At 64.3% G+C, this 26,553-nt stretch carries 26 protein-coding genes and 1 pseudogene; 16 read left to right on the top strand and 11 right to left on the bottom strand.

What is annotated here, in order from left to right; genetic code table 11:
* The first annotated feature begins 119 nt into the window (after nucleotides 1-119).
* Together alaS and J2X15_RS00700 are read left to right on the top strand one after the other, a co-directional pair.
* Nucleotides 120-2,771: an alanine--tRNA ligase gene (gene alaS / locus J2X15_RS00695; RefSeq protein ID WP_310338414.1), complete on the top strand. Its 2,652-nt coding sequence runs from the start codon at nucleotides 120-122 to the stop codon at nucleotides 2,769-2,771.
* A gap of 3 nt (nucleotides 2,772-2,774) precedes the next feature.
* A complete protein-coding gene (locus J2X15_RS00700; RefSeq protein ID WP_310338416.1) occupies nucleotides 2,775-3,329 on the top strand; it encodes a TlpA family protein disulfide reductase in 555 nt (184 codons plus the stop codon).
* Here the strand turns inward: J2X15_RS00700 and J2X15_RS00705 are convergent.
* A complete protein-coding gene (locus J2X15_RS00705) occupies nucleotides 3,308-3,673 on the bottom strand; it encodes a thioredoxin family protein (protein WP_310338418.1) in 366 nt (121 codons plus the stop codon). The two genes, J2X15_RS00700 and J2X15_RS00705, sit on opposite strands and share 22 nt — an antisense overlap.
* Before the next feature lie 135 nt (nucleotides 3,674-3,808).
* Here J2X15_RS00705 and J2X15_RS00710 point away from each other — a divergent pair, with 135 nt between their 5' ends.
* The gene (locus J2X15_RS00710; protein ID WP_310338421.1) at nucleotides 3,809-4,585 is read left to right on the top strand and encodes a ferredoxin--NADP reductase; all 777 of its coding nucleotides are present in this window, start codon (nucleotides 3,809-3,811) and stop codon (nucleotides 4,583-4,585) included.
* Nucleotides 4,586-4,612: 27 nt separating this feature from the next.
* Nucleotides 4,613-5,644: a biotin synthase BioB gene (gene bioB / locus J2X15_RS00715; RefSeq protein ID WP_310338424.1), complete on the top strand. Its 1,032-nt coding sequence runs from the start codon at nucleotides 4,613-4,615 to the stop codon at nucleotides 5,642-5,644.
* Here bioB and J2X15_RS00720 read toward each other — a convergent pair.
* From J2X15_RS00720 to bioA, 3 genes are read right to left on the bottom strand one after another with little or no spacing between them, the layout of a single operon-like run.
* The gene (locus J2X15_RS00720) at nucleotides 5,641-6,867 is read right to left on the bottom strand and encodes an aminotransferase class I/II-fold pyridoxal phosphate-dependent enzyme (protein WP_310338427.1); all 1,227 of its coding nucleotides are present in this window, start codon (nucleotides 6,865-6,867) and stop codon (nucleotides 5,641-5,643) included. The two genes, bioB and J2X15_RS00720, sit on opposite strands and share 4 nt — an antisense overlap.
* Nucleotides 6,864-7,541, bottom strand: coding sequence for a dethiobiotin synthase (bioD, locus tag J2X15_RS00725; RefSeq protein WP_310338429.1), 678 nt, complete (start codon nucleotides 7,539-7,541; stop codon nucleotides 6,864-6,866). The genes J2X15_RS00720 and bioD overlap by 4 nt, the downstream gene beginning before the upstream one ends.
* Complete coding sequence (bioA, locus tag J2X15_RS00730) at nucleotides 7,531-8,913, bottom strand: adenosylmethionine--8-amino-7-oxononanoate transaminase (RefSeq protein ID WP_310338431.1); 1,383 nt, start codon at nucleotides 8,911-8,913, stop codon at nucleotides 7,531-7,533. Before bioA ends, bioD begins: the two co-directional genes overlap by 11 nt.
* Nucleotides 8,914-8,977: 64 nt before the next feature.
* Here bioA and J2X15_RS00735 point away from each other — a divergent pair, with 64 nt between their 5' ends.
* Nucleotides 8,978-9,307, top strand: a complete 330-nt coding sequence (locus J2X15_RS00735; RefSeq protein ID WP_310338434.1) for a single-stranded DNA-binding protein — start codon at nucleotides 8,978-8,980, stop codon at nucleotides 9,305-9,307.
* Here the strand turns inward: J2X15_RS00735 and J2X15_RS00740 are convergent.
* Nucleotides 9,304-9,930: an NADPH-dependent F420 reductase gene (locus J2X15_RS00740; RefSeq protein ID WP_310338436.1), complete on the bottom strand. Its 627-nt coding sequence runs from the start codon at nucleotides 9,928-9,930 to the stop codon at nucleotides 9,304-9,306. The two genes, J2X15_RS00735 and J2X15_RS00740, sit on opposite strands and share 4 nt — an antisense overlap.
* Nucleotides 9,931-10,026: 96 nt before the next feature.
* Here J2X15_RS00740 and J2X15_RS00745 point away from each other — a divergent pair, with 96 nt between their 5' ends.
* Nucleotides 10,027-10,914, top strand: a complete 888-nt coding sequence (locus J2X15_RS00745) for a LysR family transcriptional regulator (RefSeq protein WP_310338437.1) — start codon at nucleotides 10,027-10,029, stop codon at nucleotides 10,912-10,914.
* Here J2X15_RS00745 and dinG read toward each other — a convergent pair.
* Nucleotides 10,911-13,070, bottom strand: coding sequence for an ATP-dependent DNA helicase DinG (gene dinG / locus J2X15_RS00750; RefSeq protein WP_310338440.1), 2,160 nt, complete (start codon nucleotides 13,068-13,070; stop codon nucleotides 10,911-10,913). The two genes, J2X15_RS00745 and dinG, sit on opposite strands and share 4 nt — an antisense overlap.
* A gap of 138 nt (nucleotides 13,071-13,208) precedes the next feature.
* Here dinG and J2X15_RS00755 point away from each other — a divergent pair, with 138 nt between their 5' ends.
* Genes J2X15_RS00755 through J2X15_RS00770 form a run of 4 tightly spaced genes read left to right on the top strand, consistent with a single transcriptional unit; the run spans nucleotide 13,209 to nucleotide 18,284 of the window.
* Nucleotides 13,209-14,360 carry a transglutaminase-like domain-containing protein gene (locus J2X15_RS00755; protein ID WP_310338442.1) on the top strand — a complete coding sequence of 384 codons (1,152 nt, stop codon included), beginning with the start codon at nucleotides 13,209-13,211 and terminating at the stop codon, nucleotides 14,358-14,360.
* Between the two features lie 31 nt (nucleotides 14,361-14,391).
* Nucleotides 14,392-16,134 (top strand): aminodeoxychorismate synthase component I, encoded by a 1,743-nt coding sequence (gene pabB, locus J2X15_RS00760; protein ID WP_310338445.1) that lies wholly within the window; start codon nucleotides 14,392-14,394, stop codon nucleotides 16,132-16,134.
* A gap of 52 nt (nucleotides 16,135-16,186) precedes the next feature.
* The gene (locus J2X15_RS00765) at nucleotides 16,187-17,158 is read left to right on the top strand and encodes a TIGR03790 family protein (RefSeq protein WP_310338448.1); all 972 of its coding nucleotides are present in this window, start codon (nucleotides 16,187-16,189) and stop codon (nucleotides 17,156-17,158) included.
* Nucleotides 17,159-17,171: 13 nt separating this feature from the next.
* Complete coding sequence (locus J2X15_RS00770; RefSeq protein WP_310338449.1) at nucleotides 17,172-18,284, top strand: rhomboid family intramembrane serine protease; 1,113 nt, start codon at nucleotides 17,172-17,174, stop codon at nucleotides 18,282-18,284.
* 64 nt (nucleotides 18,285-18,348) lie between these two features.
* Here J2X15_RS00770 and J2X15_RS00775 read toward each other — a convergent pair whose 3' ends face one another.
* From J2X15_RS00775 to J2X15_RS00785, 3 genes and pseudogenes are all read right to left on the bottom strand, one after another.
* Nucleotides 18,349-19,278, bottom strand: a complete 930-nt coding sequence (locus tag J2X15_RS00775) for a pseudouridine synthase (RefSeq protein ID WP_310338451.1) — start codon at nucleotides 19,276-19,278, stop codon at nucleotides 18,349-18,351.
* 10 nt (nucleotides 19,279-19,288) lie between these two features.
* Complete coding sequence (gene trmB, locus J2X15_RS00780) at nucleotides 19,289-20,077, bottom strand: tRNA (guanosine(46)-N7)-methyltransferase TrmB (protein WP_409034231.1); 789 nt, start codon at nucleotides 20,075-20,077, stop codon at nucleotides 19,289-19,291.
* Nucleotides 20,078-20,207: 130 nt separating this feature from the next.
* Nucleotides 20,208-20,759, bottom strand: a pseudogene (locus tag J2X15_RS00785) (IS110 family RNA-guided transposase); the annotation flags it as partial.
* 142 nt (nucleotides 20,760-20,901) lie between these two features.
* Between J2X15_RS00785 and J2X15_RS00790 the strand changes: the two are divergent.
* The 6 genes from J2X15_RS00790 (at nucleotide 20,902) to J2X15_RS00815 (ending at nucleotide 24,512) form a co-directional block, all read left to right on the top strand.
* Complete coding sequence (locus tag J2X15_RS00790; RefSeq protein ID WP_310338454.1) at nucleotides 20,902-21,324, top strand: hypothetical protein; 423 nt, start codon at nucleotides 20,902-20,904, stop codon at nucleotides 21,322-21,324.
* Nucleotides 21,325-21,414: 90 nt separating this feature from the next.
* Nucleotides 21,415-21,663: a DUF7336 domain-containing protein gene (locus J2X15_RS00795; RefSeq protein WP_310338456.1), complete on the top strand. Its 249-nt coding sequence runs from the start codon at nucleotides 21,415-21,417 to the stop codon at nucleotides 21,661-21,663.
* Between the two features lie 802 nt (nucleotides 21,664-22,465).
* A complete protein-coding gene (locus tag J2X15_RS00800) occupies nucleotides 22,466-22,852 on the top strand; it encodes a VOC family protein (protein WP_310338458.1) in 387 nt (128 codons plus the stop codon).
* A 9-nt stretch (nucleotides 22,853-22,861) separates the two neighbouring features.
* Complete coding sequence (locus tag J2X15_RS00805; protein ID WP_310338462.1) at nucleotides 22,862-23,293, top strand: GNAT family N-acetyltransferase; 432 nt, start codon at nucleotides 22,862-22,864, stop codon at nucleotides 23,291-23,293.
* A 14-nt stretch (nucleotides 23,294-23,307) separates the two neighbouring features.
* On the top strand, nucleotides 23,308-23,949 hold the full coding sequence (locus tag J2X15_RS00810) for a glutathione S-transferase family protein (protein ID WP_310338463.1): 642 nt from the start codon (nucleotides 23,308-23,310) through the stop codon (nucleotides 23,947-23,949).
* Nucleotides 23,949-24,512 carry an NADPH-dependent FMN reductase gene (locus tag J2X15_RS00815; RefSeq protein ID WP_310338466.1) on the top strand — a complete coding sequence of 188 codons (564 nt, stop codon included), beginning with the start codon at nucleotides 23,949-23,951 and terminating at the stop codon, nucleotides 24,510-24,512. The genes J2X15_RS00810 and J2X15_RS00815 overlap by 1 nt, the downstream gene beginning before the upstream one ends.
* A gap of 8 nt (nucleotides 24,513-24,520) precedes the next feature.
* Here the strand turns inward: J2X15_RS00815 and gluQRS are convergent, their stop codons facing one another.
* Both gluQRS and J2X15_RS00825 read right to left on the bottom strand, forming a co-directional pair.
* Complete coding sequence (gene gluQRS, locus J2X15_RS00820) at nucleotides 24,521-25,486, bottom strand: tRNA glutamyl-Q(34) synthetase GluQRS (RefSeq protein ID WP_310338469.1); 966 nt, start codon at nucleotides 25,484-25,486, stop codon at nucleotides 24,521-24,523.
* Nucleotides 25,483-26,526 carry an NAD(P)/FAD-dependent oxidoreductase gene (locus tag J2X15_RS00825; protein WP_310338470.1) on the bottom strand — a complete coding sequence of 348 codons (1,044 nt, stop codon included), beginning with the start codon at nucleotides 26,524-26,526 and terminating at the stop codon, nucleotides 25,483-25,485. The genes gluQRS and J2X15_RS00825 overlap by 4 nt, the downstream gene beginning before the upstream one ends.
* Nucleotides 26,527-26,553 lie beyond the last annotated feature (27 nt).

The raw sequence follows: 26,553 nt of genomic DNA on the forward strand, positions 1-26,553 counted from the left end.
CTCGGTATTAACCCGCCCCCCAATGGTTGCCACCCCGACTTTGGATGCAACGCCAGCCCGGCACCGGGGGCGGCGATAATAGAAGGTTCCATAGACCCCACGCGCGAAGAAAACCAGACATGACCCAGCCTGTAATGAGTGTTTCCGACATTCGCAAAACCTTCCTCGACTTCTTTGCCTCCAAGGGCCACACCGTGGTCGCGTCCAGCCCGCTGGTGCCAGGCAATGACCCCACGCTGATGTTCACCAACTCGGGCATGGTGCAGTTCAAGGACGTGTTTCTGGGCACTGATAAGCGCTCTTATGTGCGCGCTGCGTCCGTGCAAGCCTGCTTGCGCGCCGGTGGCAAGCACAACGACCTGGAAAACGTGGGCTACACCGCCCGCCATCACACCTTCTTCGAGATGCTGGGCAACTGGAGCTTTGGCGACTATTTCAAGAAGGAGAGTCTGAACTGGGCTTGGGAGTTGTTGACCACCGTTTACAAGCTCCCCGCCGAAAAGTTGTACGCCACGGTCTACCAGGAAGACGACGAGGCCTACGCCATCTGGGAAGATATTTTTGTCAAGTCCGGCTGGACGCCTGAACGCGTGAAGCAAGAGGGACGCATCATCCGCATTGGTGACAACAAGGGCGGCCGCTACAAGAGTGACAACTTCTGGATGATGGCCGACACCGGCCCTTGCGGCCCATGCTCGGAGATCTTTTACGACCACGGCGACCACATCCCCGGCGGCCCCCCAGGCAGCCCCGATGAAGACGGCGACCGTTTCATCGAAATCTGGAACAACGTGTTCATGCAGTTCAACATGGACGAGACCGGCGCCGTGACCCCGCTGCCCGCGCCCTGCGTGGACACCGGCATGGGCCTGGAGCGCCTGGCCGCCATCCTGCAGCACGTGCACAGCAACTACGAGATTGACCTGTTCGACACGCTGATCAAGGCCGCATCCCGCGAAACGGGTTGTACCGACCTGGGCAACAAGTCCCTGCGCGTGATTGCCGACCACATCCGCGCCACCGCCTTTTTGGTGAGCGACGGCGTGATCCCCAGCAACGAAGGCCGCGGCTACGTGCAACGCCGCATCGTGCGCCGCGCGATCCGCCATGGCTACAAGCTGGGCCAGAAGACCCCGTTCTTCCACAAGCTGGTCAAAGACCTGGTGCAGGTGATGGGCGCGGCCTACCCCCACCTTGCTAGCCAGGAAGCCCGCATCACCGAAGTGCTGCGCGTGGAAGAAGAGCGCTTCTTTGAAACCTTGGCCACCGGCATGCAAATCCTGGACGAAGCCCTGGCCGGCGGCGTGAAAGTGCTGCCCGGCGAAGTAGCCTTCAAGCTGCACGACACCTACGGATTCCCTCTCGACTTGTCGGCCGATGTGTGCCGTGAAAACGGTGTGGACGTGGACGAAGCGGGCTTCAAGGCCGCGATGGAGCAGCAAAAAGCCAAAGGCCGCGCTGCAGGCAAGTTCAAGATGGACAAGGCGCTGGAATACACCGGCGCGGGCAACACTTTCGTAGGTTACGAGCACCTCACACAAGCTAGCAAAATCGTAGCACTCTACGCAGACAGTACGCCGGTTGCCGAGCTCAAAGCCGGTCAAGAAGGCGTGCTGGTGCTGGACACCACGCCTTTCTATTCCGAGAGCGGTGGTCAGGTGGGTGACGAGGGTGCGGTGTTCTCGGACGCTGGACTGTTTGAAGTGGGCGATACGCAAAAGATCAAGGCCGATGTGTTTGGCCACCATGGCACGCTGAAGACTGGCGTTTTGCGCGTTGGCGACGCAGTGACGGCCCATGTGGACGCCGCCCAACGTGCAGCAACTCAGCGCAACCACTCGGTCACCCACTTGCTGCACAAAGCCCTGCGCGAAGTGCTGGGCGACCACGTGCAGCAAAAGGGCAGCTTGGTGAACGCCGAGCGCACCCGCTTTGACTTCGCGCACAACGCGCCTGTCACCGACGCGCAGGTGCAGCAGATCGAAACCATTGTGAATGCAGAAATCCTGAGCAATGCGGCCACCCAGGCGCGCTTGATGGACATCGAGGCCGCCAAGCAAACCGGCGCCATGATGCTGTTCGGCGAGAAGTACGGCGAGGTCGTGCGCGTGCTCGACATCGGCAGCACCACCGAACTGTGCGGTGGCACCCACGTGCAGCGCACCGGCGATATCGGTTTGTTCAAGGTGGTGGCAGAAGGCGGCGTGGCTGCGGGTGTGCGCCGTATCGAAGGCGTGACCGGGCAGGGCGCCTTGGCCTACCTGCAAGACCTGGAAACCACGGTGAACGCTGCGGCCTCCACCTTGAAGGCCCCCGTGGCTGAGCTGGGCAATCGCCTGGGCCAGGTGCTGGACCAAGTGAAGGCGCTGGAAAAAGAAGTGGCGGCCTTGAAGGGCAAGCTGGCGTCTGCCCAGGGCGACGAGCTGGTGGGCAGTGCGGTGGACGTGAATGGTGTGAAGGTGCTGGCTGCCAAGCTGGACGGCGCCGACGCCAAGACCCTGCGTGACACCATGGACAAGCTCAAGGACAAGCTCAAGACCGCCGTCATCGTGCTGGGCGCGGTGGATGGTGACAAGGTGCAGATCGCTGCGGGCGTCACCAACGACACCACGGGCAAGGTCAAGGCCGGTGAGCTGGCCAACTTTGTAGCCGCGCAAGTGGGCGGCAAGGGCGGCGGCAAGGCCGACATGGCCATGGCCGGTGGTACCGAGCCTGCCAAGCTGGCCGGCGCGCTGGCCAGCGTGCAGGCCTGGGTGACGGCCAAGCTCTGATCCGTGCACGCGTCCCGGCGCACTGTATTGATCGCCGGGCTGTCCGCCTGGACCGCCGCGGCACCTGGGGGCACACAGGCGGCGGAACCCACCGCAGGGTTTGACGTGCAGCCATGGCCTCGCGGCCAAGCCATGCCAGCGCTGCCGCTGGTGGACCAGGTAGGTGTGCATTGGAAACTGGCTGACTTGCGCGGCCGTGCAGTTCTGCTGAATTTCTGGGCCAGCTGGTGCGAACCCTGCCGCGCCGAAATACCTTCGCTGCAAGCGCTGGCAGAACGCGAAGCCCAGCGCTTGGCAGTCATCACCATCAACCTCAAGGAATCGCCCGACGCGGTGCAGCGCTTTGTGCAGGGCACCGGCTTGCAGCTGCCCGTGGTGCGCGATGTGCAAGGTGACTTGGCCAAGGCCTGGGGCATTCGCATTTACCCCTCCACAGTGCTGATCGACCCCCAAGGTCGGGCGCAGAGCACGATGCGCGGTGCGCTGGATTGGGTCGGGCCCGAGGGCGCGCGGCTACTGGCCGCGCTGCAGGCACCTCAGCGCGCGCGCAAGCGCTGAGCCAGGGCCACCACCTCGGGATCGACCACCGTGGTGGCACCTGCCTCGGTGGTGGACTGCAGCAGGCGGCGCAGGGTTTCCCCATGCGGCATCACGGTGCCAAAGAAGCGGGGCGTCTCGCCGGTGGCAATCAGCAGCGTGGGAAAGTTCTCCACCTCGATCGGGTCCACCAGATCGGCTTCGTCCTCAATATCCACCCACACGAACTTGGCCCCTGGAAAGTCGGTTTGCAGTTGTGCAAACAGCGGCTGGTAGTCGTTGCAGGTGCCGCACCATTGGGCGCACAGGCAGGCCACCAGCAGGGTGGCGGGAGCGGTTTGGGGCGGGGTGGCGGTGTTCGGCATGGGGTTGCGCTAATGACTCAAATCAATATCGATATAACAAGTCTTGGGGGTATGGAGTTTTACAATATAGGGTTTCGCCCTAGCCGGAAGTGACCGCGGGCATTCCCCACTGACTGACCCTCACCCAAGGCCCCCATGAGTGCATTTCTGGAAGAAACAGTTTTAAGCGTACACCACTGGACAGACCGTTTGTTCAGTTTCACCACCACTCGGGATCCGGCCCTGCGTTTTTCCAATGGTCACTTCACCATGATTGGCCTGCGCCAGGAAAACGGCAAGCCGCTCTTGCGCGCCTACTCCATCGTCAGCGCCAACTACGAAGAGCATCTGGAGTTTTTGAGCATCAAGGTACAGGACGGCCCGCTGACCTCCAAGCTGCAACACATCAAGGTGGGCGACAAGATTGTGGTCGGCCGCAAGCCCACCGGCACGCTGCTGATTGACTACCTCTTGCCCGGCAAGAACCTGTACCTGCTGGGCAGCGGCACGGGCCTGGCGCCGTTCTTGAGCGTGGCGCGCGACCCCGAGACCTACGAGAAGTTTGAAAAAGTGATCGTGGTACACGGTGTGCGAGAGGTCAAAGAGCTGGCCTACCACGACTACTTCAAGAACGAGCTGCCCAAGCACGAGTTCCTGGGTGAAATGGTGACCAACCAGATGCTCTATTACCCCACGGTCACCCGCGAGGCGTTTGAGCACCAGGGCCGCATCACCACGCTGATCGAAACCGACAAGCTGCCTGCCGACCTGGGCCTGCCGCCGCTGGACCCCGCGACCGACCGCATCATGATCTGCGGCAGCCCCGGCCTGAACAAAGACATGCGCGAGATTCTGGACGCGAAGGGCTTCAAGGAAGGCAACACGACCACCCCAGGGGACTATGTCGTAGAGCGCGCTTTTGTAGAACAATAAGCGGCTGGGTTTTTTTGAGAGAGACATATGACAACAACACTAGAACATTCCCCCGCCGCCCAAACCCTGCACTTTCAGCCCAAGCGCACAGACAGCGGCCACAGTGCATCAACCACCTGGAGCGTAGATGCCGTGCAAGCCCTGCTGGACACGCCGCTGCTGGACCTGGTGCACCAGGCGCAGACCGTGCACCGCCAGCACTGGCCCGAGGGTGACATTGAGCTTGCCACGCTGCTGTCCGTCAAAACCGGCGGCTGCCCCGAGAACTGCGGCTACTGTCCCCAATCGGCGGAATTCGATACGGGCGTCAAGGCACAAAAGCTCATGGAAGTGGACGAAGTGGTACGCGCTGCGCAAGCCGCCAAGGACGCGGGTGCCACACGCTTCTGCATGGGCGCCGCCTGGCGTGCCCCCAAAGACCGCGATGTGGAGAAGGTGGCCGAGCTGGTCAGCGCGGTGAAGGGCCTGGGCATGCAGACCTGTGCCACGCTGGGCATGCTGGAGTCGCACCACGCCACCCAGCTGCGCGACGCCGGGCTGGACTACTACAACCACAACCTGGACACCGCGCCCGAGTACTACACCGATGTGGTGGACACCCGCAGCTACCAGGACCGCCTGAACACACTGGGCCATGTGCGTGCTGCCGGCATCAGCGTCTGCTGCGGCGGCATCGTGGGCATGGGCGAAGCGCCGGTTCACCGTGCGGGCTTGCTGGCGCAGCTGGCCAACCTGTCTCCGTACCCAGAGTCGGTCCCCATTAACAGCCTGGTGCGTGTGCCCGGTACGCCGCTGGCCGACAGCGACCCGATCGATCCATTTGACTTTGTGCGCGTGATTGCGGTGGCCCGCATCCTCATGCCCAAAGCACGTGTGCGGCTGTCGGCCGGACGTCAGCAGCTGGGCGATGCGGTGCAGGCCCTGTGCTTCATGGCCGGCGCCAACTCCATCTTCTACGGCGACAAGCTGCTGGTCACCGGCAACCCTGATGTTGGCGCCGACGTGACCCTGCTGAGCAAGCTGGGCCTGAAGACCCGCAACACGACTCCTGCGGCCTAAAGGGCGGCAGAGGCCGAGGCCTGCGCCAGCGCGTACAGCGCGCTGAGCAGGTGCCGCACATCGTCCTGCGTGTGCGCGGCGGACAGCGCAATGCGCAACCGCGCGGTGCCCACGGGTACGGTGGGTGGGCGAATTGCTGGCACCCAAAACCCCTGTGCCCGCAGCTGCTGGGTCAGGGCCATGGCATCGGCATTGCTGCCGATGATGAGTGGTTGGATGGGTGTGCTGGAGGGCATCAGGGTCCAGCCGCGCGCATCGATTGCGGGGTGGGCACCCGGTGCCAGGCCCGCACGCAGCTGGGCAATCAGCCCCCGCAAATGCGTGCGGCGGTGGTCGCCGTCTTCACCCAGCACGCAGCGCAGGCCTGCGCGCACCGCTTCCGCCAGCAAGGCGGGTGCGGCCGTGGCGTAGGTGTAGCTGCGCGTGGTCTGCAGCAGCCATTCGATCAGTGTGGCATCTCCCGCCACAAAAGCACCGGCCACGCCCAGGGCCTTGCCCAGCGTCGCCATGTAGAGCACGCGGCGCGAGGCCTGCGTCCCGGTTAGCCCCGCAGCGGCCAGTGCACCCCGACCTTGCGGACCCAGTACACCCAGGCCATGGGCATCGTCCAGCATCAGCAGCGCGTCGTGTTGCTCGCACAGTGCCAGCAGGGCAGGGATGTCGGCTACATCGCCGTCCATGCTGAACACGGCGTCGCTGACGACCAGCTTTTTGCACGCGGGCGACTCGGCCAGCAGGCGCCCCAGGGCTGCCAGATCGGCATGTGCATAACGGTGAATCTTGGCCTTGGACAGGCGCGCACCGTCAATCAGGCAGGCATGGTTCAGGCGGTCGGAGAACAGTGCGTCCCCCGGCCCCACCAGGGCCGGCAGTACGCTGGCGTTAGTGGAGTAGCCGGCATAAAAATACAGCGCACGCGGCAGGCCCACGGCCTGGGCCAGTTCGTCTTCCAGCGCCGCGTTGGCCGCGCTGTAGCCGCTGACCATGGGTGAGGCGCCCGCGCCCACGCCATACGCGTCTACGGCCGCATGCACCGCGGTACGCAGCAGCGGGTCCTGGGCCAGGCCCAGGTAGTCATTGCTGCAAAACGACAGCAGGGCTTCGCCATCGACCAGCAAACGCGCCCCATCCAGCGGTGTGACCACGCGGCGGCGGCGCAGCAGGGTTTGGGCCTCCAGCGCAGCAATGCGTGGCGCAAATTCATCCAGCCAACTAACGGTCATGGTGCGGGCAGCTCCAGGGTGATATGGCGCGCATCCGGCGCGGCCGACCAGGGCACCACGCCCAGCAGCGGCGCGTCCAGGGTCTGGCGCAACGTGTCGATGTTCTCGGCCAACACGGGCATGTCGGGCGACACGGTGTTGGCGACCCAACCGGCCAGTGTCAGGCCATCGCGGCGTATGGCTTCGGCGGTCAGCAGCGCATGGTTCAGGCAGCCCAGGCGCATGCCCACTACCAGCACCACCGGCGCTTGCAGTGCGATGGCGAAGTCGGCCAATGTTTCGGTGTCGTTGACGGGCACGCGCCAACCGCCCGAGCCTTCCACCACCATGGCGTCGCATAGCGTGGCCAGCTCGCGCTGGGCGGCCAGCAGTTCGGCCACCGTGACGTGGCGGTCTTCCAGCCGGGCCGCCAGGTGCGGCGACATGGCGTGGTGCAGTGCCACCGGGTTGGTCAGCCGCGCCGGTGCGGTGATACTGGAAGCTGCGGATAAGGCTTGCACGTCGTCGCTGACCCACTGGCCATCGCGCAGCTCCAGTCCGGCGGCCACGGGCTTCATGCCCACCACGCGCGCGTAGTGCTGGCGATAGGCGTGCAGCAGCGCGGCACTGATCAGGGTCTTGCCCACCCCGGTGTCGGTGCCGGTGACAAAGATGCATGCGGGTTCAGACGCCATCGACAACTCCGGTGGTGGATTGGGGACGACCCGCAGACTCCTCTGCCAGCGTGGCTTCCAGCGCCCCAAGGGCTGCTTGTGCCAGCAGCGCACCTTCGGCCTCGCTGATCACATAGGGCGGCATGGCGTAGACCGTGTGGCCGATGGGGCGCAGCACGGCGCCGCGAGCCAGTGCATGGGCCGCAAAGCGCTTGGCAAAGTCGGGTAAGCGGTTGGGCACATCCCACGCGAACACCATGCCCAGGCGGCGCGCGTGGTGCACGCGCGGGTGATCGGTCAGCGGGGCGAACTGGGCCCACAGCTGGTCCGAGGTCTGTACGTTTTTTTCCAGAATGCCTGTCTGCTCGAACAGGTCCAGCGTGGCCAGCGCGGCGCGGCAGGCCAGCGGGTTGCCGGTGTAGCTGTGCGAGTGCAGAAAACCACGCGCCACATCTTCGTCGTAGAACGCCTGGTACACCGTGTCGGTGGTCAGCACGGCCGACAAGGGAAGGGTGCCGCCGGTGAGGCCTTTCGACAGGCAGATGAAGTCTGGCCGAATGCCCGCCTGCTGGTGCGCAAACATGGTGCCTGTGCGGCCAAAGCCCACGGCAATTTCGTCGGCAACCAGGTGCACTTCGTACTGATCACACAACGCCCGCACGCGCTGCAGGTAGCGCGGATGGTGCATGACCATGCCGGCGGCGCACTGGATCAGGGGTTCCACAATGATGGCTGCCGTGGTTTGGTGGTGCGCTTGGAGCCAAGCTTCCAGTTGGTCGGCCGCGGCCTCTGCCACTTGCTCCGCCGTTTGCCCGGTGGTGGCACGGCGCGCATCGGGGCTGGGCACGGTGGCGGCCAGGCGCAGCAGCGGCGCATAGGCGGTGCGGAACAGCGGAATATCGGTCACACCCAGTGCGCCCACGGTCTCGCCGTGGTAGCCGCCTTCCAGTGCCACAAACTGGCATTTTTCGGCCCGGCCCGCATTGCGCCAGTAGTGCGCGCTCATCTTGAGCGCAATCTCGGTGGCAGAGGCACCGTCGCTGCCGTAGAACGCATGGCCCAGGCCGGTGAGCTTTGCCAGCCGCTCGGACAGCTCCACCACGGGCGGGTGCGTGAAGCCCGCCAGCATCACATGGTCCAGGCGCTCCAGCTGGTCCACCAGCGCAGCGCGGATGGCGGGGTGGTTGTGGCCAAACAGGTTGACCCACCAGGAGCTGATGCCATCCAGGTAGCGCTGGCCCTCTGCGTCTTCCAGCCACACGCCGTCTGCCCGCACAATCGGGACCAGCGGCTGGCGGGGGCTGTCGGGTGTGCCGTGCAGCTTCATTTGGGTGCACGGATGCCAGACGGCCTGCAGGCTGCGGTTTCGCCAGGTAGCGTTGGTGTCGGTCATGGAAAGCGCACTTGAAAAGGGTGCGCGATTGTAGTGGTTGCCCCCTGGGGCGAGAGGAAACACGATGGTGGAAGGATTGATTGCGGGCACCCTGGTGGGCCTGGCCGAAACCCGGCAGGGCAAGAACGGCAGCAGCTTTGCGCTGGCCAAGGTCAAGGCCACGACCGGTGATGGTGAAAGCCTGATCGTCAACGTGATTGCGTTTGCCGCCGAGGCCAGCGCCACCTTGATGGCGCTGGACGATGGTGACGCCGTGGCACTGGCCGGCGCGCTCACACCCAAGGTGTGGACCGACAAGCAGGGCAACACGCGCCCTGCGCTGGACATGGTCGCCACGCAGGTGCTGACCGCCTACCAAGGCAGCCAGAAGCGCGACGCCGTGAACGGTGCCTAGACCTGTACCCAGGCCGGTGCCACCACCGGGCCTTTGCCCAGGAAGAAGCCGAAGTGGATGTTCATTTCCCCGATGGGCTCCAGGTAGCGGCTGTTGGAGAGTGCGCCGGAGTCCACGGCTTCAAACCCGGCAGAACGCACCAGTTCAGATACCGCGGCGTTGGCCGCCGCGTCGTTGCCGGCCACAAACACCTGCAATGTTTTGCCCTTCCGTGCCTCGGGCGCCAGCAGTCCGGCGAAGATGGTGTTGAACGCCTTCACCACCCGGGCTTGCGGCGCCAGCTTCTGGATTTCTTCGGCGGCCGAGGTGGTGTGGCCCACGACCAGTTCTTTGTAGTCCGCGCTGATGGGGTTGATGATGTCGACCACCACCTTGCCTGCCAGACCGCCCGCCTGCTGGATCGCGTCTGCGGCGCCGCCATAGGGCACAGCCAGCACCACGATGTCTGCCAGTTGCGCAGCCGCGGCCACGCCACCGCCGACGGCGCCGTGACCGACCTTGTCGGCCAACGCGGCGGCCTTGGCGGGGTCGCGGGCCCCAATGCTGACCGTGTGCCCCGCTGCGGCCCATGCCGATGCCAGGCCGGTGGCCATATTCCCTGTTCCGATGATTGCAACTTTCATGTGTAGCTCCTTGTGAAGTGGAGCCTGAACTGTAGAATTGAAACGAATCTGGATAAATAGTGAAAAATAGTCATTACTTGAAATGAATTGTTTGTAATGGACCGCTTTTTAAGCATGGGTGTTTTTGCCAAGGCCGTGGAGGCAGGCTCGTTTTCCGCCGCCGGTGATGCCTTGCGCATGTCGTCGCAGCTGGTGGGCAAGCATGTACAAACGCTGGAGCAGCACCTGGGCGTGCGCCTGATTCAGCGCACCACACGCCGGCAGCACCTGACCGAAGCCGGAACGGCGTTTTACGAGCGGGTGAAGATCATCCTGGCGGAAGTGGAGGCGGCCGAAGGCGTTGCCGCCATCAGTGGCGCCACGCCCCGAGGGCGCTTGCGCATCAACGCCCCAGTCACGTTCGGCATCCATGCACTGTCGCAACGCCTGCCGGATTACTTGCGCAGGTACCCCGATGTGACCATCGACATGGCACTGTCCAACCGCTATGTGGACCTGATTGACGAGGGCTTCGATATCGTGTTTCGGGTGGGCGAGTTGGCGGACAGCGGCCTCATTGCCCGCGCGCTGTCACCGTACCGGCTATGCCTGACCGCAGCGCCTGCCTATCTGGCTAGTCGCCCGGCCATCACCCACCCCCAAGACCTGACGCAACACGAATGCCTGGGCTTCTCCCACAGCGACCTGCATGCGCGTTGGACCTTCAAAGGCCCGCAGGGGCCAATCACCGTGCCCATTGCGGGCAAGCTGCGGGTCGATAACGGGGAGTCGCTGCTGATGGCTGCACGCGCGGGCATGGGCCTGCTCATGCAGTCGTGGGAACTGGTGCAGGCCGATTTGGCGGCGGGTACGTTGGTGCCTGTGTTGGAAGCGTTCCCTGTGCCGTCACGCGCCTTCCATGTCCTCTATGCGCCGGACCGGCGCTTGACGCCCAAGCTACGCAGTTTTTTGGACTTCGTGCTGGAGCATTTTGGCGCGGCCTAATTTGCCTGGCGAGCGCCCAATTTGTACGCCGGCAACCCGGCCAACATCCGCTTGCCATAGCTGGTTTGGGTTAGCCGCTTGTCGTAGCAAATGACCTGCGCACGGTCTTCTTCGGTGCGGATGGCGCGGCCGGTCCATTGCAGCAGTTTCACACCGGTGGCGGGGATCACCAACTCGTTGAACGGATCACGCCCCACGCTGCGCAGCCATTCAGCGCGCGCCTCGTCCACGGGGTCGCTGGGCGGCGCAAACGGCAACTTGGCAATGAACACGGTCTCGCACAGCGCACCGGGCAGGTCCAACCCCTCGCCAAAGCTTTGCAGGCCAAACAACACCGAGGGCATGCCGCTCTCCACACGCTCGGTGTGGGCCGCCAGCAGGCGTGTGCGCGACTGCGTGCCTTGCACCAACACCATGTCCATCAAATGGCCGGGCAGCGCGTCGGTGGCGGCGCGCATCTGCGCGCGGCTGGTGAACAGCACCAGCGCGCCGCGCTTGACCTGCTCAATATCGTCCATGAGCGCGCGCACCATCTCGGCGGTGTAAGCGTCGGCGTGCTTGGGGTCGGCCTGGGTGTGCACCACGGTCAGGCTGCCCTGGGCGCTGTAGTTAAAGGGGCTGGCCACTTCCAGTGCTGTCACGTAATCTTTGTTGGACAGGCCCGCTTCTTTCAAGAAGTAGTCAAAACTGCCGCAGCTGGTGAGCGAGGCGCTGGTCACGATGGCACCGCGCACCTGGCTCCACAAAAACTGACGCAGCAAATCGCCCGGCACGATGGGGCAGGCGTGCGCCGTCATGGTCAGGTAGCCGTTTTCACTCTCGGCCTGCAGCCATTTGGCCAGCGGCTGCTCGCCATGTTCCAGCAGCAGGTTGGCGGTGGACACCAGGCTGCCCAGGCGCGGCGCCAGGCCGCCCAGCTGGGCATAGAGCTGGGCGCACAGCACGGCTTGCGAAGGGTCATCCTTGGCGATGGCTTTCACGTCCACCCCCAAGGCCTCAAGTGTTTTGGACAGGCCATTCGCCTGCGCGTGGATTTGCGTCACCGGGTCCACCAGCGCCTCGGGCAGCACGCCCATGGCAAAACGCAGCGTACCGTCGTTGCCTTCGCCGCGCGCGTTCTGGCCCGTCTGGGCCCAGACCAGGTCCATGGCCATGCGGGCCAGTGTGGTGAGTGCACCCTTGAGCTGGCTGGTTACGGTCTGCACGTCTTCGCCGATGTGCAGGGCCAGCTTGCCAGCCACCTCGTTCATGGTCTTGGGCAGCTTGTCCAGCCAGCGCAGGTTGGACAGGTCCATGGCGCTGGAAAACTGGTCCAGGGCGACTGCAGGCAGGTGGTGGCCTTCGTCAAACACTACCAGGCAGTTGTCCAGGTCGGGCAAGGTCTTCATGCCCAGGCTGGCCAACACCAGGTCGTGGTTGGCCACGATGACATTCGCCTCGGCGAGGCGGGTGCGCGCGTTGTAGTAGCTGCACTCCTTGTAGCGCGGGCAGTGGCGTGCGGTGCAGGTGTGGCGCTCAGCGGCCACTGCCGACCAGTCGCGCGGGTCGGGCGTGTCGGCCAGGGTGTCGCGGTCGCCGTCCCAGCTCACCACGGCCAGCTTGTGGGCCATGCTCTCGTAGAGTGACTGGCGGCGTTCTTCGACGGCCTCTTGCGACAGGGCCGACACCTTGGGCTGTGGCAGGTCGTCGTCAAACATGTCGTCCTCGGCCGCGCCGCTGCCCACCAGCCGCTCCAACTTTACCTTGCAGACGTAGCGCCCGCGGCCCTTGGCCAGCGCGTAGGCAAAGGGCTGGTCCATGCTGCGCGCCAGCGCCGGCAGGTCCTTGGTCATGAGCTGCTCTTGCAGCGCCACGGTGGCAGTGCTGATGATCACGCGCGTCTTGCGTTCCAGTGCCATGGCAATGGCGGTGCTGGCATAGGCTGCGCTCTTGCCCACGCCGGTACCGGCCTGGATGACGGCGATGGCCTTGGTGGGGTTGGGGTGCTCGCCAATATCGGCCTGGGCCAGGGTGGCGGCCACGGTCTGGGCCATCTGGTGCTGGCCGGGGCGGCTGCGAAAGCCCGTGGTGGTGCCCATCACTTGCTCAAAGGCATGCAAGGCGTGCTGGGCCAGGGCGGCGCTGGCAGGCGGCAGGGAGAAGAAGTCTGAGCTCAAACGGGGGAGGGCAGGGGTGCCATTGGGGCAGGGGAGGGCTGAATATACAGGCAGCAGGGATAATCACGCCTGCGCCACCCCGGGGTACTTTGTGTTACGCCGTACGCGCTGCCTTTTCATTCACCCGGAGATCTCTGCATGGCCCCCGTCACTTCTGCTGCCCCCGTGGCTTCCTGCGCGGCTTCGCGCCGTACTTTTATAAAGAATTCGGCTGTAGCCCTTGCCAGCACTGCGCTACCTGCTATCAATTTTGCACAGACCGCCAGCACGGCCGAGCGCCAGTTCTCCCCCATTCCCGGCACCTGGCGCACCTTTGAGGTGACCACCCGCGTGGACATTGCCAAGCCCCAGGGCGGCACGCGTCTGTGGTTGCCCATTCCTTCGGTCAACAGCGACTGGCAAAAATCCCTGGAGAGCAGTTACAGCAGCAACGGCACGGCCCGCATCGAAGACGACAACACCACCGGTGCGCGCATGCTCTACGTGGAGTTTGCCGAGAACGAAGCCAAGCCCTATGTGGAGTTGACCAGCCGCATCCAGACCCAGAACCGCAAGCAGGACTGGGCGCGCAAAGTGGCTGTGGCCGAAGATGCCACCACGCTCAAGTACTGGACCCAACCAACGGCTCTACTGCCCACGGACGGCATTGTGCGCAGCACCGCGGTAGAGGCTACACGCGGCGCCAAGACGGATGTCGAGAAGGCCCAGATGCTGTTCGACTGGATCGTCACCAACACCTACCGCGAACCCAAGGTGCGCGGCTGTGGCGAAGGCGACATCAAGACCATGCTGGAAACCAACAACCTGGGCGGCAAGTGTGCGGACCTGAACGCGCTGTTTGTGGGCCTGTGCCGCGCCGTGGGCATTCCTGCCCGCGATGTGTACGGCCTGCGTGTGGCGCCAAGCGCCTTTGGCTACCGCGAGCTGGGCGGCAACTCCGCCAGCCTGAAGGGCGCGCAGCACTGCCGTGCCGAGGTCTACCTCAAGGGCCAAGGCTGGGTGGGCATGGACCCGGCCGATGTGGCCAAGGTGATGCGCCAAGAAAGCCCCGAGTGGATCAAGACGGCCAAGAACCCATTGGTAGCCCCGGTGAACAAGGGCCTGTTTGGCGGCTGGGAGGGCAACTGGATGGCTTACAACGTGGCCCATGACGTGGTGCTGCCGCAGTCCAAGGGCCCCAAGCTCGGCTTCTTCATGTACCCCGCGGCCGAGACCGCGGCGGGTCGTTTGGATTCCTACGCACCCGACGACTTCAAGTACCAGATCAGCGCCAAGGAAATCGCGGCCTGAATGGCTTGAAGACTGGCCCCGAACTTCGCCTATGCCCCATCCCCATGCCCTGATTGACTTTGGTGATCCGCACAACCCTGGCGCAGAAGCTTTGCGGCTGGCGTTTGGTGAGCCCGATCAGGTGCTGGTGGCGCATGCGGTGGACGAGGTGGTCGCGGTGCTGGCGCAGGTGGACGCGCTGAGCCGCCAGGGGTGCTGGTGTGTGGGCTATGTGCGCTACGAGGCAGCGCCTGCGTTTGACGCGGCGCTGCACGTGCATGCGGCCGACGGTCCGCTGGCCTGGTTTGGGGTGCACACCCAGCCTTTGGCAGAAGCCCATGCAGACCACCAGGCCGAGCCTACGGTCGTGTGGGACGCTGGTGTGGCGCGCGACGTGTTTGACCACAACATGGCCGAAATCCACCGCGCGATTGCGGCCGGTGAGCTCTACCAGGTCAACTACACCGCACCGCTGCAAGCGCAGTTTTCGGGCAGCGCGCTGGCGTATTTTCAGGCGCTGCGCCGTGCCCAGCCGCGTGCGTACAGCGCCTTTATCAACGCGGGCTCTGAGCAGGTACTGTCGGTCTCGCCCGAGTTGTTTTTTGATTGGGATGGCGAGCGCATCCTCAGTCGCCCCATGAAGGGCACCGCCGCGCGTGGCGCCACGCCCGTGGACGACGCGGCCAACGCCACGCAGCTGCGCAACACGCCCAAAGAGAGGGCCGAGAACGTGATGATCGTGGACCTGATCCGCAACGACCTCTCGCGCATCGCGCAGCCACACAGCGTGCAGGTGCCACGCCTGTTCCACCTGGAGGCGCTGCCCACCGTGTGGCAAATGACCTCGGACGTGGAGGCGAAGACGCGCCCCGGCACCACGCTGCTGGATGTGTTCACGGCGCTGTTTCCCTGCGGCTCTATCACAGGGGCGCCCAAGGTGCAGGCCATGCGCATGATCAAGGCGCTGGAGCCCGCACCGCGCGGCGTGTACTGCGGTGCGGTGGGTGTGGTGCGGCCCGGTGGCCACGCCACCTTCAACGTGGCGATTCGCACGGTCACCGTGCAGGGCGACACGGCGCGCTGCGGCATTGGCAGCGGCATTACCTTCGACGCACAGGCCGAGGGCGAGTGGAACGAGTGGCGCAGCAAGCGCATGTTTCTGGAGCGCGCCAGCCAGCCGTTTGAATTGTTGGAGACGCTAGCGCTGCGGGACGGTGTGCTGCAGCACGTCGATTTGCACCTGGACCGCATGGCTGGTGCGGCCCAGCACTTTGCCACGCCGTGGGACCGACACCGGGCCCAGCAAGCGCTGCAGACCCTGGCTGCCACGCACCCCAAAGGCGCGTATCGCGTGCGCTTGCTGTTGCCGGCCAACGGACATTTCCAGGCCCAGGCCTTTGCATTGGCGGACACGCTGCAGCCCGTGCGTCTCCAATTGGCCAGCGTACCCTTGGCAGAGGCCCACAGCGAATTTGTGCGCCACAAGACCACACACCGCGCCCACTACGACGCGTTTACGCCCGTCGATGCCAGCGTGTTTGACACGGTGCTGTTTAACGCCCAGGGCGAGGTGACCGAATGCACGCGCGGCAACATCGCGGTGCTGCTGGAGGGCCGCTGGGTCACGCCGCCGCTAGCCAGCGGGCTGTTGCCCGGCATAGGGCGGGCCGTGCATCTGCAAAGCGGCCGTTTGACTGAGGCCGTGGTGCGGGTGGACGACTTGCAGCGTGCGCGGGGGCTGGCCTTTGTCAACAGTTTGCGAGGGTGGCTGGATGCTGTGTTGGTGGCTCCGTAAGGCGCTTTGCGCGCTGTTGCTGCTGCTCGGCGTCGGCGTATGCGCACAGGTGGTGAGTCAGGGACCCAAGCGCTTGGTGTCTGCCGACCTGGGGCTGGTGATCAACCAGGCCGACCCGTATTCGCTGGCGGTGGGCGACTACTATGTGCGCCAGCGGGGTCTGGACGCCAGCCAGGTGGTGTACGTGGACCTGCCTGTAAAGCCGGTGCTCAGCGCGGCCGAGTTCGAACCGCTGCAAGCGCAACTGAAGACCGCCTTTGGTGGCAAGGCCCGTGCCTTGGTGCTGGCCTGGGCCCAGCCCTATGCCGTGGAGTGCAATGGCATCACCGCCGCCGTCACCCTGGGCTTTGACCCCGAGGTCTGCAAAAACACCTGTGCCTCCAGCAAGCCCTCGCCGCTGTTCAACCGGGCACTCACCTCCGCGCAGACGGAAGACGGTCTGCGGCCCTCCATGCTGCTGGCGGCCCGCAGCGTGGAGAGTGCCAAGGCGCTGATTGACCGTGGCCTGGCCGCGGACCAGCAACTGGGCAAGCGCGGCGTGCCACTGGCGCACGCGGTGTTCGTATCCACCCCGGACAAGGCGCGCAATGTACGTGCGCCCCTGTTTCCCGCCGCTGCGGTGGTGCCTGCCGCGGGTTTGCAGATTGACCGTGTGGACAGCAGCCAGGTCGAACCCTTGCCCCGTGTGATCCTCTACCAAACCGGCAGTGTGCGCGAGGAGCACATGGCGCGCATCGCCTGGCTGCCGGGCGCGCTGGCGGACCACCTCACGTCGTTTGGCGGGCAGCTGCTCCAGGCACAGGGCCAGATGAGCGCACTGGACTGGCTGGAGGCTGGCGCCACGGCCAGCTATGGCACGGTGAGTGAGCCTTGCAACCACCTGCAGAAGTTTCCCCACCCCGCCTTGCTGCTGGCGCACTACGCCCAGGGCGTCAGCGCTCTGGAGGCCTACTGGCGCAGCGTGGCCTGGCCTGCCCAGGGCGTGTTTGTCGGGGAGCCACTGGCGGCACCGTTTGGGCGATGATGCGTCCCTATTGATGACCAAGCCTGCCTCTTCCCGCCCACCGGCCCTGACCGATTTGATGCGCAGCCCTGCGCGCACGGTGCCCGTGGTGACCACGCTGGTGGCCATCAATGTGCTGGTTTTCCTGGCCATGTTGCTTGCCGGCGCGGGCTGGTGGCATTCGCCCAACGAGGTGCAGCTGGCCTGGGGTGCCAACTTTGGGCCTGCGACGCAGGATGGGCAGTGGTGGCGCATGGTGACGGCCATGTTTGTGCACCGGGGGGTGGTGCACCTAGCGGTCAACATGTGGGCGCTGTGGGATGCCGGCCGTCTGGTGGAGCGCCTGCTGGGCCCTTGGCGCCTGCTGCTGCTGTATCTGGGCAGTGGCATTGTGGGCAACCTGCTGCCGCTGGTGGTGCAGGGCAACCAGGCCGTGTCGGGCGGTGCGTCTGGCGCCGTGTTCAGCCTGTATGGCGCCTTGCTTGCCTTCTTGTGGCGCGAGCGCCGGCAGGTGGAGGCGGGCGAATTCAAATGGCTGTTTGGGGGCGCCCTGGCATTTTCTGGGCTGATGCTGGGCTTGGGGCAGGTGATACCCAGCATCAACAACGCGGCCCATGCGGGTGGGTTTGCAGCGGGCGTGCTGATCGGTAGCCTGCTGGCGCGGCCGTGGACCGCGCAAAGTCCATCCACGCTACGGCTGCAGTGGGCCGCCGGCCTGACCTTGGTGCTGGTCGTGGCCGGGCTGGTGTGGAAACTGCCGGCGCCCGCCTACCTGTTGGGTGAAGAGCTCAAGGCGCGCGAATCGATTGCCGAGTTCTTGCAGGAAGACCAGCGCATCAGCCAGCGCTGGGGCAGCCTGCTGCAGAGTGGCCCCGGCAATGGCCAGACGTTTGAACAACTGGCAGGTCGCATCGACGCGGAAGTTACCGCCGGCTACGAGCGCAGTTTTGATGAACTGGCGGCTGCTACCCCCGGCGGCGCAGCGCCGTCTGCCAAGGCACTGGAAGCCCTGCAGGCCTATGCCGCGCAGCGGGCTGAAGCCGCGCGGGCCCTGTCGCAGGAGCTGCGCAGCGGCGATCCCCAGGCGATTGAAGACGCGTTGAGCAAGGCAAAAGCGAAAGCGCCCAAGCCCGCCAAAGGGAGTTGATGGGCCGTCGACGGTTGGTGCTCTGCTATTGTTTTAGGAGCTGCTCGCGCATATTCCACATGGGCTAGAGGCCTATTACTTGTAAATTTCCCAATGGCAACAGCGTACGTTGGCTGGCAAAGCTGCGCTCCTCGCCGCTCAGCGGGTCGGTAAAGGCGATGCGCTGGGCCAGCAGCTGCAGTGGGCGGGAGTAGTCGGTGGCGTCTTCGGGCGTGAGCGTGGGGTACATGCCGTCAAACAGCAGGGGCAGGCCCAGCGCGGCCATGTGCACGCGCAGCTGGTGGCGCTGCCCGGTCAGCGGCTGCAGCTGGTAGCGGGCCCATGGCCCCAGGGTTTCCAGCGGCGTGATGTCGGTGATGGCATTCACGGGGCCGTCCACCTCGGTCTGCTGCATGAAGTGGGTCGACACGGCGATGCGGCTCTCGCGGTGGATGGGCCAGGGCAGGGCGGGGTTGGCCGGTGCAATGCACTCGTAGGTCTTGGCCACCACCCGGTCGCGAAACAGCGCGTGGTAGGCGTCGCGCGTGGCGGGGTTGATGGAGAACAGCACCAGGCCCGCGGTGTCGCGGTCAATGCGGTGGATGGGCGTCAGGTCGGGCAGGTCCAGTCGGTTCTTCAGGCGCACCAGCACGGTTTCCTGCAGGTATTTGCCGGACGGCATGACGGGCAAAAAGTGCGGCTTGTCCACCACCAGCAGATGGGCGTCCTGCCACAGCACCACTTCGTCAAAGGGAATGGGGGGCTCGGCCTCCAGCGCCCGGTAGTAGTAGAGCCGGCGCTTGGGCGCGTAGAGGCTGTGCGGCGCTAGCACCAGGCCCTGGTCATCCACCACGTCGCCGTCCTGCAGGCGCTGCAGCCATTGGGCGTGCGTGATGGCGGGGAAGCGCTGCACCAGAAACTCAAGCACCGTGGCCCAGGGTCCCTCGGGCAGCACCACGCTGCTGGCGCCAACCCCGTTGCGGGGCGGCGGGGCATTGGGGCGGGGGCGCGCCATGCCGACGGGATTAGATGCGCTCGAACACCACGTCCCACACACCGTGGCCGAGCTTGATGCCACGGTTTTCGAACTTGGTGAGGGGGCGGTAGTGTGGCTTGGGCGCGTAGCCAGCCAGCTCGGGGTTAGCGGCCAGCGCACGGTTCTTTAGCTTGGGTTCGGCGCTCAGAACTTCCAGAATCTGCTGGGCATAAGGCTCCCAGTCGGTGGCGGCGTGCAGGTAGCCACCGGGCTTCAGGCGTGCGGCCAGCTTGGCCACTAGCGGGCTCTGGATCAGGCGGCGCTTGTTGTGCTTGGTCTTGTGCCAAGGGTCGGGGAAGAAGATGTGCACGCCATCCAGGCTGCCCAGCGGCAGCATGTGGTCAATCACCTCCACCGCGTCGTGGTTGCAGATGCGGATGTTGGAGATGTTGTTTTCGCCAATGCGCTTGAGCAGGGCGCCCACACCGGCCTCATGCACCTCGCAGCACAAAAAGTTGGTGTCTGGCAGGGTCAGTGCAATTTGGGCCGTGGCCTCGCCCATGCCAAAGCCAATTTCCAGCACCACCGGTCTTTTAGAACCATTTTGGCCGCTAGCCCCCGCCGCACCTGCGAAGGCTGCTTCAAAATCAATAGCGGATGTCTGGTAGGGGAAGAGAAATTTCGGTCCCAACTCCTCCACCGCCTTGATCTGCCCGCTGCCCATGCGACCCGCGCGCTTCACAAAGCTCTTGATGGTGCGCATGAAGGGCTTGGCCGGTTCGCCTGAGGTGGCGGCAGTGTCGGGAGATTCAGGGAGGTCGGAAGCGGGGGAGGTCATGGTGGGCGAGGAAAGAAGTCAGGCCTGCATTGTAGGGAGGGTGGCGCTGAGCGCATCCAAAGGGCTGGTCGTGCCACCAGCCGCAACCTTGCCTCTCGCAACGCGCGGATGCCGCATAAGACCATCTTTAGCGTGCCAGCGAATGAAGAAACGTATCCGGTAGAGGTAGGCCTTCAAGGTGCTGCAATGCCTGGCGCCGCACAACGGCAGCTTTCAATGGCAACACCACCCCGAATTCCGAGAGCAGGCCTCGAACGCGGTTGATCGTGGCGGTACGTTGCTCAATGAAACCCTGGCGAGCCCGGTGCACCATGAGCTGGCCTTGTTGGTCCAGCGTCTTGACCGGCACGAAGCGCATGTTGGCGCGCGTAACGGCTTCGCATATAGCAGCGGCATCCGCAGCATCATTCTTGCCTCGCTTGCCAGAGAGCCGGTACGGGGTGACAAACTTTGGGGCCATCAGGCGTACGGTATGGCCAAAGGTGGCAAAGAGTCTTGCCCAGTGGTGGGCACCGGAGCAAGCTTCCATGCCAACCAGGCAGGGTGGCAAAGATGCAATGAGTTCTGCCAGCTTGGCGCGTGGAACACTGGGTCGCAGTAGTACAGGCTTACCTGTTGCATCAACACCATGCACAGCAAAGACGTTCTTTGCCAGATCGATTCCAACCGTTACGATTGCCATGATTTCCCCTCTCGGACAAGTTGATGAAAAGTTTGCACTTCCCATCGTGGCACTCAGTTGCCGTTGACCGCAACCCTCAGGGGTCGCGGCTTGCTCGGGACGGGGAAGTCCCTTTCATTCGTTATGTCGCATGGAGTAGTCATTGAGCGCAACCATTCTTCCCATCGTTGGCCTGGTGATTGGCGCAATCCTCCAGTTCCTTTTCACCCGACATCTCGATGGAAAGAAGCATCAACGTGAGTTGCGCGCGAAGGCATACACGGACTACCTCACGTGCGTGAGCGAGTACGCCAATCTAACGGCGGCGCGCAACTCTCCAGAAGCGAAGAACCTCGCAACCCGCACTGCAGATGCGAAGTGTCGCGTGTGCCTGTATGGAGCGCAAAAGACCGTGGAAGCGTTTGCGGCATTTGAGCGCCTCGGCGCCGCGATGAAGAACGACACACAGTGCGCGGCATTTACCGAGTTGGTAAGTCAAATGCGCGCCGACTCGTCGGGACAGGCCGGTGTGGCTGCAGATGACCTGCAGACAGTTCTTCTCGGAGTACGACGCGATGCAACATAACATATCAATCGACACGGACCCACACCTGCAGAAGGCGGCTCCGCCGCAAAGGGTGGTGGTCCGGTCATTTTTACGTTAGACCGCAGAAAGATGAACCGCGTTTTCGTGCTTCAGCATCTGCACCTCCTGAATGGCGACGAGGAGGACGTGAAGATGCTTGGTGTGTATTCGACACGCGAGAGTGCCTTGGCCGCCATCGAGCGCTTCCGGAAGCTGCCAGGCTTTCGCGAGCAGCCGCAGATGGCATGTTCGAGGGCAACCGGCGCGTCGGAGGGCTTCCACCTAGACGAGCACGAGCTTGACCAAGACTCTTGGTCGGAAGGGTTTGAGACTGTATGAGCAGCCACGCCTTGCGGTCTAACATGTCAATTGACACGGACCCACACCTGCAGGAGGCGGCTTTGCCGCAAGTGTTGATGGTCCGGTCATCTTCACGTTAGGCGTCACAAGCGCACCCATTGCCGAATGCAACCAATCGGTACCCATCACGACCTTTCTCGGCCCGAGTCGGGCGCAGAGATCATCTGGTTCGCTCTTTCGTTTCTGTCGCTGCCCTTGGATGAGCAACGAGAACGGATTGAAGGTTCTGCGGAGAGTTCGCCCCGACTACTCGATGCAGATCTCTTACCGTACGTCATCGAAGCGCACACTGTGGAGTGGCAAGAGGAGTTCGCACCATGCCCGACCTTCCTCCAGTTGCTGAGCGCGCTTGCTCGATTGGGTGGTCCTACAACGTATGTGGAGTTCCTTGACGGTGGCCCGTGGCACGAGATCCGAAAGTTGAGCGCGGAGGCACTCGCCGAGTCGAACCTGACTCCTTGGGACTTGCGAGACGCGGTCAGCCTGACAGAGTTGGTCGAGGTTCATGCTGGAACTCCTCGCGTACTGTGGCCTCAGTGACGCCTAACCCCTTATATGGACTCCCCCACAAGCGCAAAAAACTGGTCGCTGTTTTTGCTGTTGGGGAAGCGCCTGCAGTCGTATATCCGGCATCTAAGGTGGACTTTGTTGTGGTCCGTGCCGACATGGAATCTGCGTCACCGATGCGCCAATCAGTGTGGGACAACCTGGTTGGTATGAAGGTTGATCGCAACGCGTAATGATTGTGTAGTTTCTTCTTGTTGACGGCCAGGACCTTGCCATGCCCATAGAACTCGACCACACCATCGTGCCCTCGCACAACGCCGTCAACTCCGCCCAGCGCCTGGCGGAGCTGCTGGATGTTCCCTGGTCTGCCACCGGCGTGGGGCCGTTTTCGCCGGTGTTTGTCAACGACGGGCTGACGCTGGACTTTATCCAGACCGACGAAGACTTTCCCATCTACCATTTCTGCTTTCGCGTGGGGGATGCTGACTTTGATGCCATCCTCGGGCGCATCCGGGCCGCGAACATTCCGTTTCGCAGCACGGTGCGCGGCCCCATGGATGGGCAGGTCAGCACCGCCTACGGTGGGCGCATGATGTACTGGAACGAGCCCGATGGGCGCCAGTGGGAAATCCTCACCGTCAGCTACGCCCGCCAACCATAGGAGCCACCTTTGTCACTCGTCTGGTCTGATTCCATCGACAACTTCAACTGGGACGAGCTGGCCGCGCTCTACCATGCCGCCCCGCTTGGGAACAAGAACCCCGCTGATCTGAAGACGGCGTTTGGCAACAGCATGTTCCGTTGCTTTGTCTACGACGGCGGTGCGCTGGTGGGCGTGGGGCGGGTGCTGGCCGATGGTGTGGACTGCGCCTACCTGTGCGATGTGGCCTTGCTGCCCAGCCACCAGGGCACGGGGCTGGGCCAGCAGATCGTGGCGCGGCTGGTAGAGTTGTCGCGCGGGCACAAGAAGATCATTTTGTATGCGGTGCCGGGCAAAGAACCTTTTTACCGCCGGTTTGGTTTTTGGCGCATGCGCACCGCCATGGCCATCTTTGCGGACCAGCCACTGGCCGCACAGCGCGGCTATGTAGACGAAACCTGAACACTACTTTTCACATGTACCAATTGCATTGCTTCGCCCAGTCGGGCAACAGTTTCAAGATTGCTTTCTTCCTGCGCGCCCTGGGCCAACCCTACGAGCCCGTGTTTCTGGATTTCATGAACGGTGCCTCGCGCGACCCGGCATGGCGCGAGTCCACCAATGCGATGGGGGAGGCGCCGATTCTGGAGGACGGTGCACGCCGCATCACACAGTCCGGCGCCATCCTGACTTACCTGGCCGAGAAGCATGGCGCCTTTGGCGGCAACACGCCCGAGGAGAAGCTGGAGGTGCTGCGTTGGTTGCTGTTTGACAACCACAAGTTCACCAGTTATTTCGCCAGCTACCGCTTCAGCAAATCGTTTGGCCCCGCAGCACCGGACCCGGCCGTCATGGCCTGGCTCAAGGGTCGGCTGGAGGTGGCCTTTGACATCGCCAACAAGCACCTGGCCAAGACTCCTTTCATGGTGGGCGGCGCGCCCACGATTGCCGACTTCTCCATGTGCGGCTACGCCTTCTACCCCGAGGAAGAAAACGGCCTGGACCTGCACACCCGCTACCCCCATGTGGGGGCCTGGGCGCAGCGCATGAAGGCGCTGCCGGGCTGGGTGGCGCCGTACGAGCTGATGCCTGGCGACCGCATTCTCCCCAAGTGGTGATGCGCTTGCTGGCAGTGTCGGGCAGCCTGCGGGCCGTGTCCGTCAATTCGGCGCTGCTGCGCGCAGCAGCCCGGTTGGCGCCGCCCGGGATCGAGGTGCTGTGGTGCTCCGGCTTGGGTGAGTTGCCGTTGTTTAACCCCGATCTGGAAGGCGACCCATCCGCAGCGGTGCAGCAGTTCCGTGCCCAGGTGGCGCAGGCGGATGCGCTGTTGATTGCCAGCCCCGAGTATGCGCATGGCATGACCGGCACCATCAAGAACGCGCTGGACTGGTTGGTGAGCTTTGAGCCCTTTGCCTACAAGCAGGTGGCGGTGCTGAACGCTTCGCCACGCGCCCACCACGCCGATGCGGCGCTGCGCGAGGTGCTGACGACCATGGCGGCGGAGATTGTGGAGCCGGCATCTATCACGCTACCGTTGGTGGGGGCTCGGCTGGACGAAGACGGCATGGTGACCACGCCCGCAGTGGCCACCGCCATCCAGACCGCGCTACAGGCGCTGGCGGACGCTGTGGTGGCGCGTCGGGCAGGACCGACCGGGATGCTTGCTGCGCATCCGCTATAGCTATTCCCTCATGGGGCTTGGACGGAACGCCAAGCCTCGGTCCATTGCGCCAGGCAATCCCCCGCACTGGTAGAGGCCGGGACCGGGGGGAGTTCCAGCATACGGGCTGCGTGGTGCAGAGCCTGCAAGGCGGCCTGGGGCGTGGCGGTGTCCAGCGCTTGGGCGCCGTTTTGCTTGCTGAGTTTTTCGCCGTTGAGGCCAAGCACCAGCGGGGTGTGCAGGTAGCGCGGCGTGGGCAGGCCCAGCGCGCGCTGCAGCACCACCTGCCGCGCGGTGTTGTCCGCCAGGTCTTCACCACGCACCACATCACTGATGCCCTGTGCCGCATCGTCCACCACCACCGCCAGTTGGTAGGCCCACAGGCCATCGGCGCGCTTGAGCACGAAGTCGCCCACTTCGCGCTCCACGTCCTGGCTTTGCGAGCCCAGGCGGCGGTCCGTCCAGCGCAACAGCGTGTTTCCGGTTGCTATGGTTTCAGGAGCTGCTAGCGTAGTGTTTGCGGTGGCTTGGAGAGGATTTGATGCTGAATCGGTGCGCAAGCGCCAGGCGCGACCCGCTTTGCCGTGCAGGCCATGGCGGCAGGTGCCGGGGTAGACCAACTCACCATGGCGTGGCTTGCCGCTGCCTTGCGCGGCCAGGGCCTGTTCAATGTCTTTGCGGGAGCAGGCACAGGGGTAGGCCAGGCCGACGGCTACCAGTGGGTCCAGCGCCTGCTGGTACAGCGTGCCGCGCTGGCTTTGCCATACCGGTGGCTCATCCGGGTGCAGGCCGCAGGCGGCCAGCTGCTGCAGGATGGTCTGGTCAGCGCCTGGCACACAACGTGGCGTGTCCACGTCTTCGATGCGGACCAGCCACTGGCCCCCATGCGCCCGAGCGTCCAGCCAGCTGGCCAGCGCCGCAACAAGCGAGCCCGCATGCAGCGGGCCCGTGGGGGAGGGCGCGAATCGCCCTCGGTAGGTCAAACGGCTGTTCACGCCATGGACAATGCCAGTTCCAAGCCGGAGACAAAGGCATCTTCCACGCGGTGCCCGATGCACCAGTCACCACACACGCCCAGGCCGGCCTTGGCGTCCCACAGATGGCTTTGGCCCAAGGCCTTTTCGGTCTTGGCGTACATCCAGCGGTGCACATCCACATGGGCCGGCTCGGCGCGGATGCCGGTGATCTCAGAGAACGCCTTGATGAGTTTGGCTTGCACGCGGGGGGCGTCGTCCAGCAAATGCTCTTGTGACCAGGCGGCGCTGGCCTGCACGGTCCAGCGCTCCACGCGGCCGCGGCCGGGCTTGCTGGACTCGCGCGCCAGCCAGGCTATGCGGTGGTGGGTGCTGCGCGCAGCGTTCCACTGGGGGCCCAGCGTGGTCAGACCCGGCTGCACGGCCTGGGGGTAAGCCAGCATCAGCGTCCAGCAGGGTGCTACCGATACCTTGGCCGTCTTCTTGGCCAGGGCCACGCCCTTGGGGGTGGAAGACAACAGCGCTTGTGCCTGGGGGTGGGGAATGGCCAGCACCACGGCGTCAAAGCCGCTGTAGACGTGGCTGCTGTCGTCGGCCCCGGTGGTGCGCAGCTGCCACTGGTTTTTGTGTAGGGCGTCGGGCTCGATGGCGGTGACCTTGGCTTGCAGCTCCACGCTACCGGCCACGGTGAGCGGCTTGGCCCACGCGCTGACCAGCGCGTTCATGCCCGGGGTGGGCACCCAATGCGATTCGCGGGCTGGCAGGCCGGCAGCCGCGACTCGGCCATGCGAGTCCAGCACGCGCACGGTGTTGGCGCTCCAGGGGCGGCACAGACCAGGCGTGGTCTGCAGGGCCAGCTCAAACCGCGCATCGCGCACCGTGAAGTACTGCGCGCCATGGTCGAAGGTGCCGAAGTCGCTGCTGCGCGTGGACATGCGTCCGCCCAAACCCTGGCTCTTGTCAAACACGGTCACCCGGTGGCCTGCTTGCACCAGTGTGCGTGCGCAAGCGATACCGGCCATGCCGGCGCCCACGATAGCGATGTGTTGCGATGTGGTCATGGGCGCAATCTCCAATAGTTGTAGTGG

This window comes from Rhodoferax saidenbachensis, assembly GCF_031457975.1.
GTDB lineage: Bacteria > Pseudomonadota > Gammaproteobacteria > Burkholderiales > Burkholderiaceae_C > Allorhodoferax > Allorhodoferax saidenbachensis_A.